Origin of the sequence: Mesorhizobium sp. LSJC269B00, from assembly GCF_000502815.1 — a bacterium.
Taxonomy (GTDB): domain Bacteria; phylum Pseudomonadota; class Alphaproteobacteria; order Rhizobiales; family Rhizobiaceae; genus Mesorhizobium.
Genome location: NZ_AYVN01000002.1, coordinates 77,362 through 92,872 on the forward strand (window position 1 = coordinate 77,362; position 15,511 = coordinate 92,872).

Sequence of the window (15,511 nt, forward strand, 5' to 3'; positions counted from 1 at the left end):
AGTCACGCGCCGGCCAGTGCTGGAAATGCGGCACATCTCGAAGACGTTCGGGCCAGTCCGCGCCTTGCAGGACGTGTCGCTGACCGTCCATGCGGGCGAAGTCCATGCGCTGATGGGTGAAAACGGTGCCGGCAAGTCGACTTTGATGAAGGTGCTGTCCGGCGCCTATCGGCCTGATGCCGGCGGCGAGATACTGATTGACGGCGTGCCGGTCGCCACCGGCGACCCGATCAAGGCGCGGGCTCACGGCATTGCGGTTATCTACCAGGAACTGTCGCTGGCGCCCAACCTGACGGTCGCGCAGAACATCTTCCTCGGCAATGAGCCGAGGCGTTTCGGCATCGTCGACCGCGACCAATGCTACCGGCGCAGCAATGAGATCATCAAGCGTCTCGGCGTGTCCTTCTCCGCACGGGCCCAGGTTTCCAGCCTGTCGCTCGGCGAGCGTCAGCTGGTCGAAATCGCCCGCGCGCTTTCGACCAGCGCGCGCATCATCGTCATGGACGAGCCAACCACCTCGCTGACCTCGCGCGAGACCGACCGTCTGTTCGAGGTCATCGCGACGCTGAAGTCGCAAGGCATCGCCATCATCTACATCAGCCACCGCATGGAAGAGGTCTACCAGTTGGCCGACCGTGTCAGCGTGCTGCGCGACAGCGGCTATGTCGGCACACTCGAGCGCGCCGAGCTGAACGCCTCGCGCCTCGTCTCGATGATGGTTGGCCGCGACCTGTCGGCTTTTTACAGGAAGGATCATCGCCCGCCGGACAGCAAGCGCGCGGTCGCCTTGTCGGTGCGCGGCATGGCAGACGGCAATCTCCTGAAGAACTGCTCCTTCGAACTGTACAAGGGCGAGGTGCTGGCTCTGGCTGGCCTTGTCGGCTCGGGCCGCACCGAACTCGCGCGACTGATCTTCGGTGCCGACAGACGCATCGCCGGCACGCTGGAACTCGACGGCAAGCCAGTAACCATCGGCTCGCCAAGCGAGGCACTGAATGCCGGCATCGCCTATCTCACCGAAGACCGCAAGGAACTCGGCCTGTTTCTCGACATGTCGATATCCGACAACATCAGCATGGGCGTGCTGGCTAGGGATGCGCGGCCCGGCGGCTTGCGCGATTTCAAAGCCGCCGAGAGACGTGCTGCCACGGCCGTTTCGGATCTCTCCATCCGCACCAGGTCGGTACAGGCTAATGCGGGTTCGCTGTCGGGCGGCAACCAGCAGAAAGTGTTGCTTGCCCGCCTGCTCGAGACCGAGCCGCAAGTGGTCATCCTGGATGAACCGACGCGCGGCGTCGATGTCGGAGCGAAGTCGGAAATCTACCGGCTGATCGACAATCTCGCCAAAAAGGGCATCGCCATCCTGATGATCTCCAGCGAACTGCCGGAGGTGATCGGCGTTGCCGACCGCGTGCTGGTAATGCGCGACGGCACGATTGCCGGCGAGGTTACGGCGTCCAAAGACCAGCCGCTGCGCCAGGAAGCAATCATGGAACTTGCAACGGGAGCGGCTAAGGGATGACCGACAAGGCGACCGAGATCAGTGGCCAGGTTGTCGGCAGGAGCCGGCGGTTGCGCACCGCCTTCGCCGCCCTTGGTATGCTGCCGATCCTGATCCTGCTGGCGGTCGGCTTTCAGTTGATGAACGCGCGCTTCTTCACCCAGACCAATTTGCTGATCGTCATGCAGCAATCGTCGATCAACATTGTGCTGGCAGCGGGCATGACCTTCGTCATCCTGACCGGCGGGATCGACCTGTCCGTCGGCTCGATACTTGCCGCCTCGGCGATGGTGGCGGTGATGGTGTCGCTGGTGCCTGATTGGGGACTGCTGGGCGTGCCGGCGGCCATTCTCGTCGGCCTCGGCTTCGGCGTCATCAACGGGCTGCTGATCGCCTATATCAGACTGCCGCCCTTCATCGTCACGCTGGGGTCGCTGACCGCTGTGCGCGGCGTCGCCCGCCTGCTCGGCCAGGACACCACGGTGTTCAACTCGGACCTGCCGTTCGACTTCATCGGCAACGGTTCGCTGTTAGGCATTCCGTGGCTGGTCATCATCGCCTTGTCGGTCGTGGTGCTGTCCTGGCTGGTGCTCAAGCGCACCGTGCTCGGCACCTGGATCTATGCCGTTGGCGGCAATGCCGAAGCGGCGCGGCTGACCGGCATCAAGGTGCCGCTGGTGCTGCTCTTTGTCTATGGCGTTTCCGGCCTGCTGGCCGGCCTTGGCGGCGCCATGTCAGCGGCCCGGCTCTATGCGGCCAACGGGCTGCAGCTTGGGCAGTCTTACGAACTCGACGCCATTGCTGCGGTCATTCTCGGCGGCACCAGCTTCGTCGGCGGCGTCGGCTCGATCTGGGGTACGCTGATCGGTGGCCTGATCATAGCGGTGCTCTCCAACGGGCTTATCTTGGCCGGTGTCTCGGACATCTGGCAGTACATCATCAAGGGATTGGTCATCATCGTGGCAGTCGCCCTCGACCGCTACAGGCTCCAGGCAGGAGCGAGAACGTGATTGACCTTGGTCGCCGGCGTAAACGACCGGTTTGTGTAACGCACCGTGAGAGGCGCGGGGCAATTGGAGGAAAGCAATGAAGACCATCGCTAAACTGCTCTGCGGCGTCGCACTCGCGGCTGCCGCCATCGCGCCCGCATCGGCCAAGGACCTCAACAAGGTCGGCATCTCGGTCGGCCTGCTCGGCAACCCCTTCTTCGTCGCGACCATCAAGGGTATCGAGGACGCGGCCAAGAAGATCAACCCGAAGGTCGAGGTAACCTCAGTGTCGGCCGACTACGACCTCAACAAGCAGGTCTCTCAGGTCGATTCCTTCATCGCCGCCGGGGTCGACGTGATCATGCTCAATGCGGTCGATGCCAAGGCGATCGGCCCGGCGGTGAAGAAGGCGCAAGCAGCGGGCATCGTCGTTGCCGCCTTCGACGTCTCGGCGCCAGGCGCCGACGTCACCGTGATGACCAACAACGTCAAGGCCGGCGAAGAGGCCTGCCAGTATCTGGTCGACCACACCGGCGGCAAGGGCGACTACGTTATCCTCAACGGCCCGGCGTCGTCGTCGATCCTGGAGCGGGTGAAGGGCTGCAAAGACGTCCTTGCAAAACACCCCGACATCAAGATCCTCTCCGATGACCAGAATGCCGAAGGCTCGCGCGACGGCGGCCTGAAGGTCTTCCAGTCGCTGCTCACCCGCTTCGACAAGATCGATGCGGTGTTTGCCATCAACGATCCGACGGCGATCGGCGCCCAGCTTGCGGCCAAGCAGCTCAATCGCTCGGAGTTCATCTTCACCGCAGTGGATGGCGCTCCCGATATCGAGAAGGAACTCGCTTCCGGCACCTCGATGATCAAGGCCTCGGCTTCGCAGGATCCCTACGTGATGGCTGGCCAGTCGCTGACGATGGCGGCTGAGCTGCTTGCCGGCAAGAAGCCGGCGGAGCCGACCGTGCTGCTCGACCCGAAGCTGATCACGGCCGAGAACCTGAAAGACTACAAGGGCTGGACCGCAGCCCGCTAAGCCTCCCAAGGCCGATGCGGCCGGGGCAACCCGGCCGCATCTCAATTCCAGAAACGGGAGACGATCATGTCGCGCATCGGTATTCATTCCTTCGTCTGGTCGGCGAGTTCGGCGCAAGGCGACCTCGAACGCACGCTGGCCAACACCAGAGAGGCCGGCTTCGACCTGATCGAGTTCTCCTATCTTGACCCCGCCAATGTCGACGTTGGCGGGCTGGCCAGGCGCATCGCCGACCTCAAGCTTGGCGTCGCGATCAGCATCGGCCTGCCGGCCGACGGCGACATTTCGAGTGCCGACAAGGCGGTTGCCGCGCGCGGCGTCAAGATCCTCAACGAGACGATCGCGCTCACCCGCGATCTCGGCGGCCAGAAGATTGGCGGCATCCTCAGTACCAGCCACGGCTTGCAGACGCAGGCGCCGACGCGCGATCAGTGGAACCGCAGCGCGGGGACACTTGCGAAGGTTGCGGAGACGGCCAAGGCCGCCGGCGTCACACTCAATCTGGAGATCGTCAACCGCTTCGAAAGCAATCTGCTCAACACCGCTTCACAAGGCCTGGCCTTCATCGCGGACACCGGCTCCGACAACATCTTCCTGCATCTCGATACCTTCCACATGAACATCGAGGAGGCCGATGTCGGACTGGCTATCCGTCATGCCGCTGACAAGATCGGCTATGTCCATATCGGCGAGAGCCATCGCGGTTTCCTCGGCACCGGCAATATCGACTTTGCCGCTATCTTCGATGCGCTGACCGCAATCGGCTATAGGGACGACCTCAGCTTTGAATCCTTCTCGTCGAAGATCGTCGACGAGAACCTGTCACGGAAGACCGCGATCTGGCGCAATCTGTGGGCCGACAATATGGAACTGGCCCGGCATGCGCGCGCCTTCATCGCAATCGGGCTGGAGACGGCGCAGCGAAAGGCAGAGCTTGTTGCATCGAGACATCGTCCTTAGGAGGAGCGCGCTGCCAAAGCGCCAATGTTGTCGTTCATCCGGCCCGCGCCTTACGTGCAAGGAATCGACGTCGGAGGCGCTGAGTGTGGCGGAGGCAGTCGAGCGGGTGACGCTGACGAGAGCTTTCTGATTTTGGCCCACGAAACGCAATAAAATCAACATCTTCATACGCCCTCCGGGGCCATCCGATCTCCATACTGGACGGGGATGACGTTTGACACAGCGCGGCGGAAAGAAGCAGGATGGCTGATAGAGTCGACATCGCATAATGATGTCACTATATAGCGGCGGCTTCGACCGTGTAGCTGTGGCGGTGTACCACGAAGAAGCAGAAAATGTGTTACGCGTTGTGATCCCTATTGTGATACAAATCGGCCGTCGACAGCAGGAAAAGATCGTAAGAACAACAGCATAGAGCCGAAGCCGATCCCGGCCAACGTACCACTCTATCAACCATCAGAACGTGCTCATTGAACCCTTCCCTTCATTCGGCTCTTCGGACCTCCGACAAGATCAACTTGCCGGGCGAAGCCGACTCGGTTCGAATGGCAGCATGCATCCTTTACCGGGTGCGGACGTTTACGGTTACCAACCGGCATAGCCGCCAGGGAAAAGCAGTATGAGTGAACATGCGATCGAGTTCTTGCGCGGATGGATCGGTGAAAAGGTCCACTGCCAGCACTCGCCGGTAAAGATCGAGAAGCAGGCCGAGACCCTCGCCAAGGAGTGCGCGGCCAAGGCCGCTGAGGTCGGCATTCCGCTGGAAGATATCCAGGAAGAAGTTGGCGACATCCAGGAACTGATCGCATCGCGGCTCGAAGAGGCGGCCGAGGCCGACCAGAGCAACGCGGCCAAGCCGTGACGCAACAGGCCTGGCGCCGCCAGGCCTTGTCCTCTATCCAAATCGATCTTTCAGCCAGGCCTTCGGCAGCGCCGGCACGAAATTGCCGTCGCGTCCGCTCATATCCTCGTTGGCGACCATTGCATTGAGGATCGCCTCCTCTACGCCTTGCGCCACCGCATCGGAGAACGGATCGATATCGACGTCCGGGATGTAAGCCGCGTTTGCGGTTCGTCCCGACGGTGCAAGTGCTGCTTGCGGATTGGCGGTGGTGAAGGCCAGAAAAATGTCGCCCGAACTGTGGTAGCCGAAGCCGCCTGTCATGGCGATGCCGAGCGGCACGCGCTTTGCCAGCCGCTTCATCTGGTGCGGCAGAAATGGCGCATCGGTGGCGACGATGGCGATGATCGAGCCCTTTTCGGCACGCGGCGTGCCTTCGCGCATCGCGGGCTCCACCAGATCGGGCCCGACGCGGGCGCCGCGCAGTGTGAAATTGCGCCGCTTGCCGAAATTCGCCTGCACGAATACGCCGACCGTATGCCTGATGCCCTGCCACTCAACGATGCGCGATGCCGTGCCCGAGCCGGCCTTGAAGCCAAAGGCAATCATGCCGGTGCCGCCGCTGACACTGCCTTCCTCGATCGCTCCACCGGCGGCACCGTCGAGCGCGGCTTCGACATGTTCGAAGCCGACGTGATGACCGTTGATGTCGTTGAGGAAACCATCATAGGTCTCCGCCGCAACCGGCAGGCCCCAGCCGCTTTCGAGCGCCGCCGACAGCACGCGTTGCATCCAGCGCAGCGTGCCGTCGCGGGTAACGCCGCAGGAATGCGTGTTGGTGATCGTGACGGGCAGGTTGAAGGCGCCGACTTCCTCGATAATGTGCGACCCCGTCAACTCGCCATTGCCGTTCTGGCTGAAGACACCGGCAAACACCGGCGTGGCGAGCTCAGCCAACGGCCGCGGCAGGATGGCGGTGACGCCGGTGCGCACCGGCCCCGTGCCAACCTCGAGCAGACCCTCGCCGGAAATCAGCGTCGCATAGCCGACCGATACGCCGGGCACATCGGTGATGGCGTTGAAGCCGCCCGGCGTGCCCTCGAAGGCAATGCCGAAAGCACGGGCGCGCGGCTTGCCCGCCGGCGTTTGAAGATGCGGGTCATGTCCGGTCATGCGGTCCTCTAAAAAAGCGAGCCCTGATTGCCCGGTTCTTTCGGTTTGCTGGCCGTCGGCTTTGCGGCGGGTTTGCTGGCGGGCGGCGTGGCCGCTGGTTTGGCAACGGCCTGCACCCGCTCGGCGTCGCCGGTCGCGACTGCATTTACGATACCGTCGGCGAACTCCAGCTGCAGGCCAGCGCCCGGCGCCACATCAACTGCCAGTTTGATCACCGCGCCGTCGGCATCCTTGACCAGCGCGAAGCCGCGGGCCAGCACAGCCTTGTGCGACAGCGTTGCCATCAGCCTCTCGGATTGGACGATGCGGCCGCGCAGTCGCTCCAGCCTGAGCAGTACCGCTTGCGTGCCGCGTCTCGTCAAAGCTGTCAGCAGATCCCTCTGCACGGTTTGCCGCCGTGCCGTTGGCTCGATCGTAATGCGGCCTTGCAGCAAAGCCAGTTGCTGCCTGTGCCGTTGCAGGGATGCTTTCGCACATTTTGGCAACTGATCCGCCGCACGATTCAACTCCGCGCGCCGGGCTCTCGCCAATGCGCGCAGCGCCCCTTGAGCGCGCAAAAGGTTGCGGTCGTTGGTGCGTCGCGCCTCGGCAATTCGCCGCGACAGCGTTGCCGGAGTGAGCTTCACGGCGAAGAACCGAGCTTGCTTTCTTTCGGTGGAGACCATCAGCCCCCGGCTAAGCCGGCTGGCCGCCTCGTCCAGCCGCCGTCGCGGCAGCGCCAGCAACTGGTCGGGCGAGGGCAGCGCGCGGGCGGCCGCACGCGAGGCCTGCCGCTTGCGTTCGAAATTGCGCAAGGTAGCTGCTTTGAGACGTGCGCCAAGACTGGCTAGTGTCGCTTCGAGGTCCGCTTTCACCGGCACCGCGATCTCCGCCGCGCCTGTCGGCGTCGGTGCCCGCATGTCGGCGACGAGATCGATCAAGGTCCAGTCGGTCTCGTGGCCGACGGCCGAAATCACCGGGATGCGCGAGGCAGCGACGGCGCGCGCCAGCCCTTCATCGTTGAACCCCCAGAGGTCCTCGAGGCTGCCGCCGCCGCGCGCCACGATCAGAAGGTCGGGCTGGGCAATCGCTCCATCCCAGGCCAGCGCGTTGAAGCCGTTGACGGCCGCCGTCACTTCCGCCCCCGCCGTTTCGCCCTGCACTCTCACCGGCCAGACCAGCACATGCAGCGGAAAGCGGTCCTTGATGCGATGGATGATGTCACGGATGACCGATCCGGTCGGCGAGGTGACGACGCCGATGGTGCGCGGCATGAAGGGCAGCCGCCGCTTGCGGCCGGCATCGAACAGCCCTTCGGCCTGCAGTCGCCGCTTGCGCTCTTCCAAAAGCGCCATCAGCGCCCCGGCGCCGGCGGGTTCTAGATTGTCGATGACGATCTGGTAGTTGGATTTGCCGGGATAGGTGGTGAGTTTGCCGGTGGCGATCACCTCCATCCCCTCTTCGGGGCGGAATTTCAGCCGGCTCATCGTGCCTTTCCAGACCACGGCATCGAGCCGCGCGCGGTCGTCCTTCAGTGTGAAATAGGCATGGCCGGAAGAGTGCGGCCCGCGATAGCCGGAAATTTCGCCGCGCACCCGCACATGGCCGAAGACATCCTCGACCGTGCGCTTCAGCGCGCCGGAAATCTCGCTCACCGTGTATTCGGTGGCATTGGTTCGTGATTCGGATTCTGCGTCGCTCATCGGCCGATTGAGCGGCTGTTGTCGCTCCGCGTCAAGATTCCATAACTTGATCTTAAGCCTGTCCTGATTGACTCTGGGCCAAGGAGGACGCATGAGCGCCCGCAGACAACGCAGCCCGTTGACGTTCCAGGTCACCCTGACGGTGCTGACGCTTGCCGTTTTTGCACTGGCCATCGTTGTCGGCTTCGGCCTTTACGCCACCATGCAGGCCGACCGGGTCTCGCTCGAGCGGCAGAAGGTTTTCCTGGCCAACGGCCTGCAGGACCAGGTCGCCGCGGTAAAGCGCGAGCAGGAAAGCGTCGCCGTCTGGGATGATTCCGTTATCAACGCCAAGGCCGGCAACCAGACCTGGATGGCAGAGAATCTCAGCGTCTGGATGTCCTCGTATTACGGCCACAACCGGGTCTATGTGCTGGACGACGCCAACCGGCCGGTCCACGCCATGCGCGAAGGGAAGGTCGTGTCGCCTGCCGTCTTTGGCGAGGACGAACCCGCTTTGCGGCCGACAATCGCCAGGTTGCGCCAGATGATGAGCAAGGACGCAAGCCAGGCCGGCGCAAAATTCGTTGCCGACGATCTGGTCTCGCTTGGCGGTCAGCCTGCCATACTCAGCGTCATGCCTCTGGTGCCTAGTTCGGATCGCGTCACCCAGGCACCCGGCAGCGAATATCTGCATGTCTCCATAGAGTTCATCAACGACGCGGTGATCGGCAAGATTGCCCAGAAATATCTGCTGGCGGGGGCGCATCTCCTGCCGATGGCTCAGCCGCTTGGCTCGGCTGCCATTCCGCTTATCGACAAACAGGGTGTCATCCTCGGCTATATTGCCTGGGACCAGGAACGGCCCGGCCTGACGCTGGTGGGCAAGGCCAGCCCGGCCCTGGCTCTGGCCGCGCTAGTCGCGGCGAGCGTGCTCGCCTTTCTGCTCCGGCGTCTGCGCCGTGCGTCATCGGCGCTGCAGACCAGCCAGGCCCAGGCGCAATATCTCGCCTTTCACGACACGCTCACCGGCCTGCCCAACCGGGCACTGTTCGAGGACAGGCTGCGGCGTGCCTTGCTTACCTCCGGCAATGAAAGCAAGGTCGCGCTGCTTTATCTCGATCTAGATCGCTTCAAGCATGTCAACGACACGCTTGGTCACCCGGCAGGCGACGAACTCGTGCGCCAGACGGCGGCCAGGCTTCACCATACTGTTCGCGACGTCGACACGGTGGCAAGGCTGGGTGGCGACGAATTCGCGGTGATCCTGATCGATGTCCGCGACGTCAGGAACGCAGAGGATATTTCCGAGAGGGTGCTGCAGAAACTGCAGGAGCCGTTCAAACTGATGGACGATCAGGTCTTTATCAGCGCCAGCATCGGCATAGCCTTGTCGACAGGCCCTGATGCCGATGCAGACGATCTGCTGCGCAAGGCCGACATCGCGCTCTACGAAGCCAAGAAGAACGGCCGTGGCCGCTACCAGGTCTTCGCCGGCGACATGGACGACCTTTTGCTGCGCAAGCGCAAGGTCGAGAGCGAGCTGCGCAGCGCGCTGAACGGCGGCACCGGTATCAAGCTCGCCTACCAGCCGGTCTTTGCCAGCGACGGCAAGACCATTGTCGGCGCCGAGGCGCTGATCCGCTGGGCGCATGAGGTCCATGGCGCATTGCCGGCGGCGCAGTTCATCGCCATCGCCGAGGAACGCGGCATGATCGGGCAGCTCGGCGCATGGGCCCTGCTGGAAGCCTGCCGCTTCGCCGTGAAGACCAAACTGCCGTGGCTCGCCGTCAATGTCTCGCCGCTGCAATTGCGCGACGCCGGCTTTGCCGAAGAGGTTGCCTCGATCCTCGCCGAAACGGGACTGGCGCCGAAGCGCCTGCAGCTCGAGATCACCGAAAACGTTCTCCTGGAAAACAACGACACCACCAGAGCGGCTCTGGCAGCCTTGCGCCAGTCGGGCGTCGGCATTGTGCTCGACGATTTCGGCACCGGCTATTCGTCGCTGAGCTATCTGCGCCGCCATGCCATCGACAAGCTCAAGATCGACCGCTCCTTCGTGCGGCTTCTCGACGGCGACGGCAATTCGGGCGCCATCGTCAAGGCGCTGATCGATCTCGCCGGCGCGCTCAAGGTCGAGGTCACCGCCGAGGGCGTAGAGACCGAGGTGCAAAAGGCGCTGCTGGTCGCCATGGGCTGCCAGCAGCTGCAGGGCTACCTCTTGTCGCCGCCGCTGGAGCCGGCGCAATTGGTGGCGCTACCCGGCCTGTCGTCGGCCAACGCAACGACGGAGGCGGCAGCGTCGGCCTGATTGTTCCTACCAGCCAGGCAGGATCTGGTTCGGCTTGCTCCGCTTCATCTTGGCGAAGGCGAGCGAGGCAAAATCGAAGCTTCCCGTTTCTTCGCCGAGCGGCACGGAAATATTGTCGAGGCTTTCCGAGATGTGCCGGGCCAGCGCGTCGACGATTTCGGGCCGCGAGGTCTGGCCGCGCATGATGCCGATGCGGCAGTCGGGCAGGGCGCCAAAACCGTCGGCTTCGCCCAGCACCCGCATGCCGGGCCGCAGCGCGCATTCCGGCAGCACCGAGATCGCCAGCCCCGACAGCACCGCGGCGGTGATGACGGTCGCCGAGAAGCTGGTGAACAGGATGCGATAGTCGCGGCTTTGCCGGTCGAGCACATCGACGGCGGCGCGCCGCCAGATGCAGTTCGGCCGGCCGAAGGCCATCGGCAGCACTTCCTGTTCGTGCGTGGCATGGTTGGCCGAGGTCACCCATAGCAGCGGCTCGCGCCGCACCACTTCCGACTGGCCGCGCGTGTCGTTGTGCGTCACCAGCGCAAGATCGAGATTGCCGCGCTTGATATGCTCGACCAAGCCTGGTGTCGGCTCGCAGATGACGGTCAGCTCGACGCGTGGGTTGGAGCGCGTGAAGCGCGCCATGATCTCGGGCAGGAACCGGTCGGCATAGTCGTCGGGGGTGCCGATTCGGATGGTGCCTTCGAGCCGCTGGTCATCGAAGGCGGCCAGCGTTTCGCGGTTGAGATAGAGCAGGCGGCGCGCGTAGGAGAGCAGCTTGTCGCCTTCCTCGGTCAGCCTGTTGGTGCGGCCGTCCTTTTCGAACAGCGGCTTGCCGATCCGCTCTTCCAGCCGGCGCATCTGCATCGACACCGCCGATTGCGTGCGCAGCACTTCCTCGGCCGCGCGGGTAAAGCTGCCGGTATCGGCAATCGAGATGAAGGTCTGCAACTGGTCGAGATCGAGTGGCGCTTTCATCGGTCCAATCCATCACTAGCGTTGATGCTAAAGATTAGAAACATTCGTTGGATTAATCAATCGGTGCGTGGCAAATTCACATTGTCCACATGAAAGCATGTGAATCGAGACCGGAACGGCCGCTGTCCCCAGCGCCGATCGCCTGGTCTTGTCCAGTTCGAGTCTGAAGGAGACCGACATGACCACGTTTGATTTCGCCACCGAGACCTCGCGCATCACCTCGCGTCCGGCCGTTGCGACGCGCGTGGCCAACACCCTTCTCAATGCCTACCAGGCCTGGAAAAATCGCCGGGCCTTCTATCGCCTCGGCGAGATGTCGGACGCCGAACTCGCCGATATCGGCCTGACGCGCGCGGACCTCCATGTCGCCATCGATGTGCCGTTCGGCGCCGATCCGACCGTGAAGCTGCGTGCGATTGCGAGCGATCGTGCCGATACGATCGAAGATCTCGCCCGCCAGATAGCGTGATATCGGGCGCATTGTTTCGGTTGCCGTGAACCTTTCTCAGGCTCGCCGCGACCAACGAGTATAGCAGGCTCCCCACTCCCTGCCGGTTCCCCGCCGGCCAGCCTGCACACTGGCCCGGTCCTCCTCCAGGACCGGGCTTTTCTTTTAAAGCTCCGTCGTCATCGTGCGGTCTGCGCCGCTCGCTTCGTTCCTTGCTCCGAAGCCGCGAAGGTCAGCGCCCAACTACCGCCAACTACCGCCGGTCCATGTCCCGCTTGAACTGGTCGAAGATCGTTTCCACGCCCTTCTGATAGTCGTCGCGCTGCTGGGCGCCGGTCTCGAACATCTTGCCGAAAATATCGTCGAACGGATTGCGTGGCCTGCCGCTCGGATTGGCCTGCGGTTGCGGCGCCTGGCGCTCCTGCGGTGCCTGTCGCGGCTGGGGTGCTTGCGGCTGCTGCGGCGCCGGCTGCCCACCGGGCCGGCCGAAGCCGCCACCACCGCCTTGCCGCATCATCACTTCAAAAATCTTGCCCAGCGGGTTATCGCCGTAAGGGCTCTGCGTCTGTTGCGGCTGTGTTGGCTGCTGCGGCCGACCCTGCGGTTGCTGTGCCGCGCCACCGCCGAACATGTCCTGCAGCACCTTGCCCAGCGGATTGTCGCCATAGGGGTTGGGCGCCTGTTGCGGCTGGCTTTGCGGCTGTTGGGCGCCGCCGCCGAACATGTCCTGCAGCACTTTGCCCAGCGGGTTCTCACCGTAAGGATTGGGTGCTGGCTGCGGCGCAGGCTGTGCCCCGCCGCCCGCCTGCCGCATCATCTGTTCGATGATCTCGCCGAGCGGATTGCTGCCACCGCCGAAGCCACCGGCGGCCTGCATCTGACTTCCGGTCAACTGGTTTGTCGTCTGCTTGAATAATCCGCCCATCACCATCGAAGCGATGGCCGGCAGCATCTGCTGCAAGATCTGCTGGCTGACGCCGGTCGCCTGCGCGGCCTGGCTGGCCACCGCGCGCGACAGCTCCTTCGAGCCGAACAGATGACCCAGAATGCCATTGCCCTCATTGACGCCTTGCGGTGAGAAAGCCCTGGTCGCGTCCTCGAAATATTTCGCGTGCTGGCCGCTCGCCATCGCCGTCATGAAGGCGCCGAGCCCATAGGGATCGGCGGTGTTGCGTTGTAACCCTTGCGAGAAGGCCGGCAGCAGAGCGGTGACAGCCGCCTGCGTCTGCTGCATGGAAAGCCCGTACTGCTGGGCAAGCGCCTGCATGCCGTTGCCGTTCTGCGCCTGCGCCAATATGTCGAACAAGGTAGGCATCGGTTTCTCCTCCGGGAAATCCTCGAGGGAGAACCTAGTTCGTTTCGATGTTCGATTGAAGCGGCTTTTGCCGCTGCTCAAGGCGCGACGCTAATACGCATATTCCATGAACACCGGCTCGATCGAGCCGCCCCAGCGCGTGTGGTAGGCCGACAGCATTTCCTCGGCACTGGTGGTACCGCGCGCCACGACTTCGTCCAGCGTGTTGAGGAACGAGGTCTCGTCATAGCCGTCGCGGTTCTTCCTGCCGCGATTTTTCAGCCCAAGGCGCGAAATGGTCATTACATCGCGGCCGATCTCACGCAGCGTCGTGTTGCGGAACGGCGCGGAAATGCCTTGTTCCGGCACCGCATTGCGCATCGCCAGCGTTTCTTCATAGGTCCAGCTCGAAGTCAGCGCCTCGGCGGCGTCGAGCGCGGCCTCGTCATAAAGCAGCCCGACCCAGAAGGCCGGCAGCGCGCAGATGCGGCGCCACGGCCCGCCATCGGCGCCGCGCATTTCGAGGAAGCGCTTCAGCCTGACGTCAGGGAACAGGGTCGACAGATGGTTCGCCCAGTCGCCCATGGTCGGCAGTCCGTCCGGTACTTCATTGCGGGCAGCGCCGGCCATGAACTGGCGGAAGGTGATGTGCGTCATGTCGTGATAGTGGCCGTCGCGGATGACGAAATACATCGGCACGTCGAGCGCCCATTCGACATAGTCGGCAAAGCCGAACTCGGGCGAGAAGCAGAATTCGAGCAGCCCCGAGCGTTGGTTGTCGGTGTCGCGCCAGATGTCGCCGCGCCAGCTCTGCAGCCCGTTCGGCCGGCTGTCGGTGAAGGGCGAGTTGGCAAACAGCGCCGTCGACAGTGGCTGCAGCTTCAGCGACACCTGCATCTTGCGGCGCATGTCGGCTTCGCTTTCGAAGTCGAGGTTCACCTGGATGGTGCAGGTGCGATACATCATGTCGAGACCCTTGGTGCCGACCTTGGGCATGTAGCGGGTCATGATTTCGTAGCGCGATTTCGGCATTTTCGGCGTCTCGGCCAGCGACCATTTCGGGCTGCCGCCGAGGCCAAGAAAGCGGATGCCCATCGGCTCGGCGATCTCGCGTACCTGCGCCAGATGCGCATTGCCCTCCCGGCAGGTCTGGTGGATCGTTTCCAGCGGCGCGCCCGACAGCTCGAACTGGCCACCAGGCTCCAGCGAGATCGCGCCCTGTCCGGTCGGCTCGACCAGGCCGATGATGCGGCCGTCATCGATGATCGGGTCCCAGCCGAGCTTTTGCTGCATGCCTTCGAGGATGGCGCGGATGCCGCGCTCGCCGCCATAAGGCACCGGCGCGTTGCCGTCGACATAGAAGGGGAACTTCTCGTGCTCGGTCCCGATGCGCCACTTGTCGCGCGGCTTGTTGCCTTCGGCCAGATGCTCGACCAGTTCGTCGATGTCTTCGATTGGTCGGAAATCGGTTGTGTCGCGCGCCATGGGGCCCCCTCTGCGGCTCTCGGAGCCCGCCGGCGCTAAATGGACGAAATGTCAGCAGCCGATCAAGCGAAAAATCCTGAGCCACAGGTCAACAGGAATTGATCTTTACGCTTCTTACCAGTCTCCGACCGTCGCCTGCATCACCGCAAGCGCCGCCACCGCTGCCGTATCGGCGCGCAGGATGCGCGGTCCGAGCGGGATGGCGGTGACGAAGGGGAGCGCCCGCAGCATCTTGCGTTCCTCGTCGGAAAAGCCGCCTTCCGGTCCGACCATCAGCGCCAGTTTCTTTTCCCTCAACCCCTGCAGCGCTGGCAGTGGATTGTTGGTCGAGGCATCCTCGTCGCAGAAGATAAGCCGGCGTTCCTTGTCCCAGCCGGAGAGCAGGCGCTCGAATTTCTCGGCCTCGCGCACTTCCGGCACCGCCAGTATGCCGCATTGCTCGGCCGCCTCGACGACATTGGCGCGCAGCCGGTCGATGGAGGGTTTTGCCACTTGCGTGTGCTGGGTGATCACCGGCTGCAGGATGCCGGCGCCCATCTCGACCGCCTTCTGCACGAGATAGTCTAGCCGGCCCTGTTTCAGCGGCGCGAAGCAATAGATCAGGTCAGGCAGGGGCGGTTGCGGTCTCTGCGAGGCCAGCACCTTCAGCCGCACCGCCCTTTTCGACCTGGTGGCAATCGCCGCCGACCACTCGCCGTCGCGGCCGTTGAAGACCAGGATCTCGGCGCCTTCGCCGAGCCGCAGCACATGCGTGAGATAATGGCTCTGCTGCTGGCCGGCATCGAATTCGATGCCTGCCGCGAGGTCGTCCGGCACGAACAGCCGCTGCATCTTGTAATTGGCGCGCAT

At 63.5% G+C, this 15,511-nt stretch carries 13 protein-coding genes; 7 read left to right on the forward strand and 6 right to left on the reverse strand.

The features are described from left to right. The first annotated feature begins 25 nt into the window (after nt 1-25). The 5 genes from X771_RS159905 (at nt 26) to X771_RS159885 (ending at nt 5,348) form a co-directional block, all read left to right on the forward strand. Nucleotides 26-1,522 (forward strand): sugar ABC transporter ATP-binding protein, encoded by a 1,497-nt coding sequence (locus X771_RS159905; protein WP_050587408.1) that lies wholly within the window; start codon nt 26-28, stop codon nt 1,520-1,522. Further along, the gene (locus tag X771_RS159900) at nt 1,519-2,511 is read left to right on the forward strand and encodes a ribose ABC transporter permease (RefSeq protein ID WP_023686813.1); all 993 of its coding nucleotides are present in this window, start codon (nt 1,519-1,521) and stop codon (nt 2,509-2,511) included. The genes X771_RS159905 and X771_RS159900 overlap by 4 nt, the downstream gene beginning before the upstream one ends. A 76-nt stretch (nt 2,512-2,587) precedes the next feature. Then, nucleotides 2,588-3,526, forward strand: coding sequence for an ABC transporter substrate-binding protein (locus X771_RS159895; protein ID WP_023670567.1), 939 nt, complete (start codon nt 2,588-2,590; stop codon nt 3,524-3,526). A 66-nt stretch (nt 3,527-3,592) separates the two neighbouring features. Further along, a complete protein-coding gene (locus tag X771_RS159890; protein ID WP_023686814.1) occupies nt 3,593-4,486 on the forward strand; it encodes a sugar phosphate isomerase/epimerase in 894 nt (297 codons plus the stop codon). 619 nt (nt 4,487-5,105) lie between these two features. Continuing rightward, complete coding sequence (locus X771_RS159885; protein WP_023670565.1) at nt 5,106-5,348, forward strand: DUF768 domain-containing protein; 243 nt, start codon at nt 5,106-5,108, stop codon at nt 5,346-5,348. Between the two features lie 33 nt (nt 5,349-5,381). Here X771_RS159885 and X771_RS159880 read toward each other — a convergent pair whose 3' ends face one another. Beyond that, on the reverse strand, nt 5,382-6,500 hold the full coding sequence (locus X771_RS159880; protein WP_023686816.1) for a P1 family peptidase: 1,119 nt from the start codon (nt 6,498-6,500) through the stop codon (nt 5,382-5,384). Between the two features lie 8 nt (nt 6,501-6,508). Then, nucleotides 6,509-8,182, reverse strand: coding sequence for an exodeoxyribonuclease VII large subunit (xseA, locus tag X771_RS159875; RefSeq protein ID WP_023686817.1), 1,674 nt, complete (start codon nt 8,180-8,182; stop codon nt 6,509-6,511). A 91-nt stretch (nt 8,183-8,273) separates the two neighbouring features. On the opposite strand from xseA, the gene X771_RS159870 reads away from it, so the two are divergent. Next, on the forward strand, nt 8,274-10,472 hold the full coding sequence (locus X771_RS159870; RefSeq protein ID WP_033001339.1) for an EAL domain-containing protein: 2,199 nt from the start codon (nt 8,274-8,276) through the stop codon (nt 10,470-10,472). Between the two features lie 6 nt (nt 10,473-10,478). Here X771_RS159870 and X771_RS159865 read toward each other — a convergent pair whose 3' ends face one another. After that, complete coding sequence (locus X771_RS159865) at nt 10,479-11,435, reverse strand: LysR substrate-binding domain-containing protein (protein ID WP_023670561.1); 957 nt, start codon at nt 11,433-11,435, stop codon at nt 10,479-10,481. 178 nt (nt 11,436-11,613) lie between these two features. Between X771_RS159865 and X771_RS159860 the strand changes: the two genes are divergently transcribed. Further along, nucleotides 11,614-11,904, forward strand: a complete 291-nt coding sequence (locus X771_RS159860) for a DUF1127 domain-containing protein (protein ID WP_023670560.1) — start codon at nt 11,614-11,616, stop codon at nt 11,902-11,904. Between the two features lie 232 nt (nt 11,905-12,136). Here the strand turns inward: X771_RS159860 and X771_RS159855 are convergent, their stop codons facing one another. The 3 genes from X771_RS159855 to X771_RS159845 form a co-directional block, all read right to left on the reverse strand. Further along, complete coding sequence (locus tag X771_RS159855; RefSeq protein WP_023686819.1) at nt 12,137-13,198, reverse strand: DUF937 domain-containing protein; 1,062 nt, start codon at nt 13,196-13,198, stop codon at nt 12,137-12,139. A gap of 90 nt (nt 13,199-13,288) precedes the next feature. Then, nucleotides 13,289-14,662 carry a glutamate--cysteine ligase gene (locus tag X771_RS159850; protein WP_023686820.1) on the reverse strand — a complete coding sequence of 458 codons (1,374 nt, stop codon included), beginning with the start codon at nt 14,660-14,662 and terminating at the stop codon, nt 13,289-13,291. Between the two features lie 114 nt (nt 14,663-14,776). After that, nucleotides 14,777-15,511, reverse strand: coding sequence for a 16S rRNA (uracil(1498)-N(3))-methyltransferase (locus X771_RS159845; RefSeq protein ID WP_023686821.1), 735 nt, complete (start codon nt 15,509-15,511; stop codon nt 14,777-14,779).

Coding starts and splice junctions, on each gene's coding strand:
- X771_RS159905 (WP_050587408.1), top strand. CDS start 26: ATGCGGCACATCTCGAAGACGTTCGGGCCAGTCCGCGCCTTGCAGGAC.
- X771_RS159900 (WP_023686813.1), top strand. CDS start 1,519: ATGACCGACAAGGCGACCGAGATCAGTGGCCAGGTTGTCGGCAGGAGC.
- X771_RS159895 (WP_023670567.1), top strand. CDS start 2,588: ATGAAGACCATCGCTAAACTGCTCTGCGGCGTCGCACTCGCGGCTGCC.
- X771_RS159890 (WP_023686814.1), top strand. CDS start 3,593: ATGTCGCGCATCGGTATTCATTCCTTCGTCTGGTCGGCGAGTTCGGCG.
- X771_RS159885 (WP_023670565.1), top strand. CDS start 5,106: ATGAGTGAACATGCGATCGAGTTCTTGCGCGGATGGATCGGTGAAAAG.
- X771_RS159880 (WP_023686816.1), bottom strand. CDS start 6,500: ATGACCGGACATGACCCGCATCTTCAAACGCCGGCGGGCAAGCCGCGC.
- xseA (WP_023686817.1), bottom strand. CDS start 8,182: ATGAGCGACGCAGAATCCGAATCACGAACCAATGCCACCGAATACACG.
- X771_RS159870 (WP_033001339.1), top strand. CDS start 8,274: ATGAGCGCCCGCAGACAACGCAGCCCGTTGACGTTCCAGGTCACCCTG.
- X771_RS159865 (WP_023670561.1), bottom strand. CDS start 11,435: ATGAAAGCGCCACTCGATCTCGACCAGTTGCAGACCTTCATCTCGATT.
- X771_RS159860 (WP_023670560.1), top strand. CDS start 11,614: ATGACCACGTTTGATTTCGCCACCGAGACCTCGCGCATCACCTCGCGT.
- X771_RS159855 (WP_023686819.1), bottom strand. CDS start 13,198: ATGCCTACCTTGTTCGACATATTGGCGCAGGCGCAGAACGGCAACGGC.
- X771_RS159850 (WP_023686820.1), bottom strand. CDS start 14,662: ATGGCGCGCGACACAACCGATTTCCGACCAATCGAAGACATCGACGAA.
- X771_RS159845 (WP_023686821.1), bottom strand. CDS start 15,511: ATGCGCGCCAATTACAAGATGCAGCGGCTGTTCGTGCCGGACGACCTC.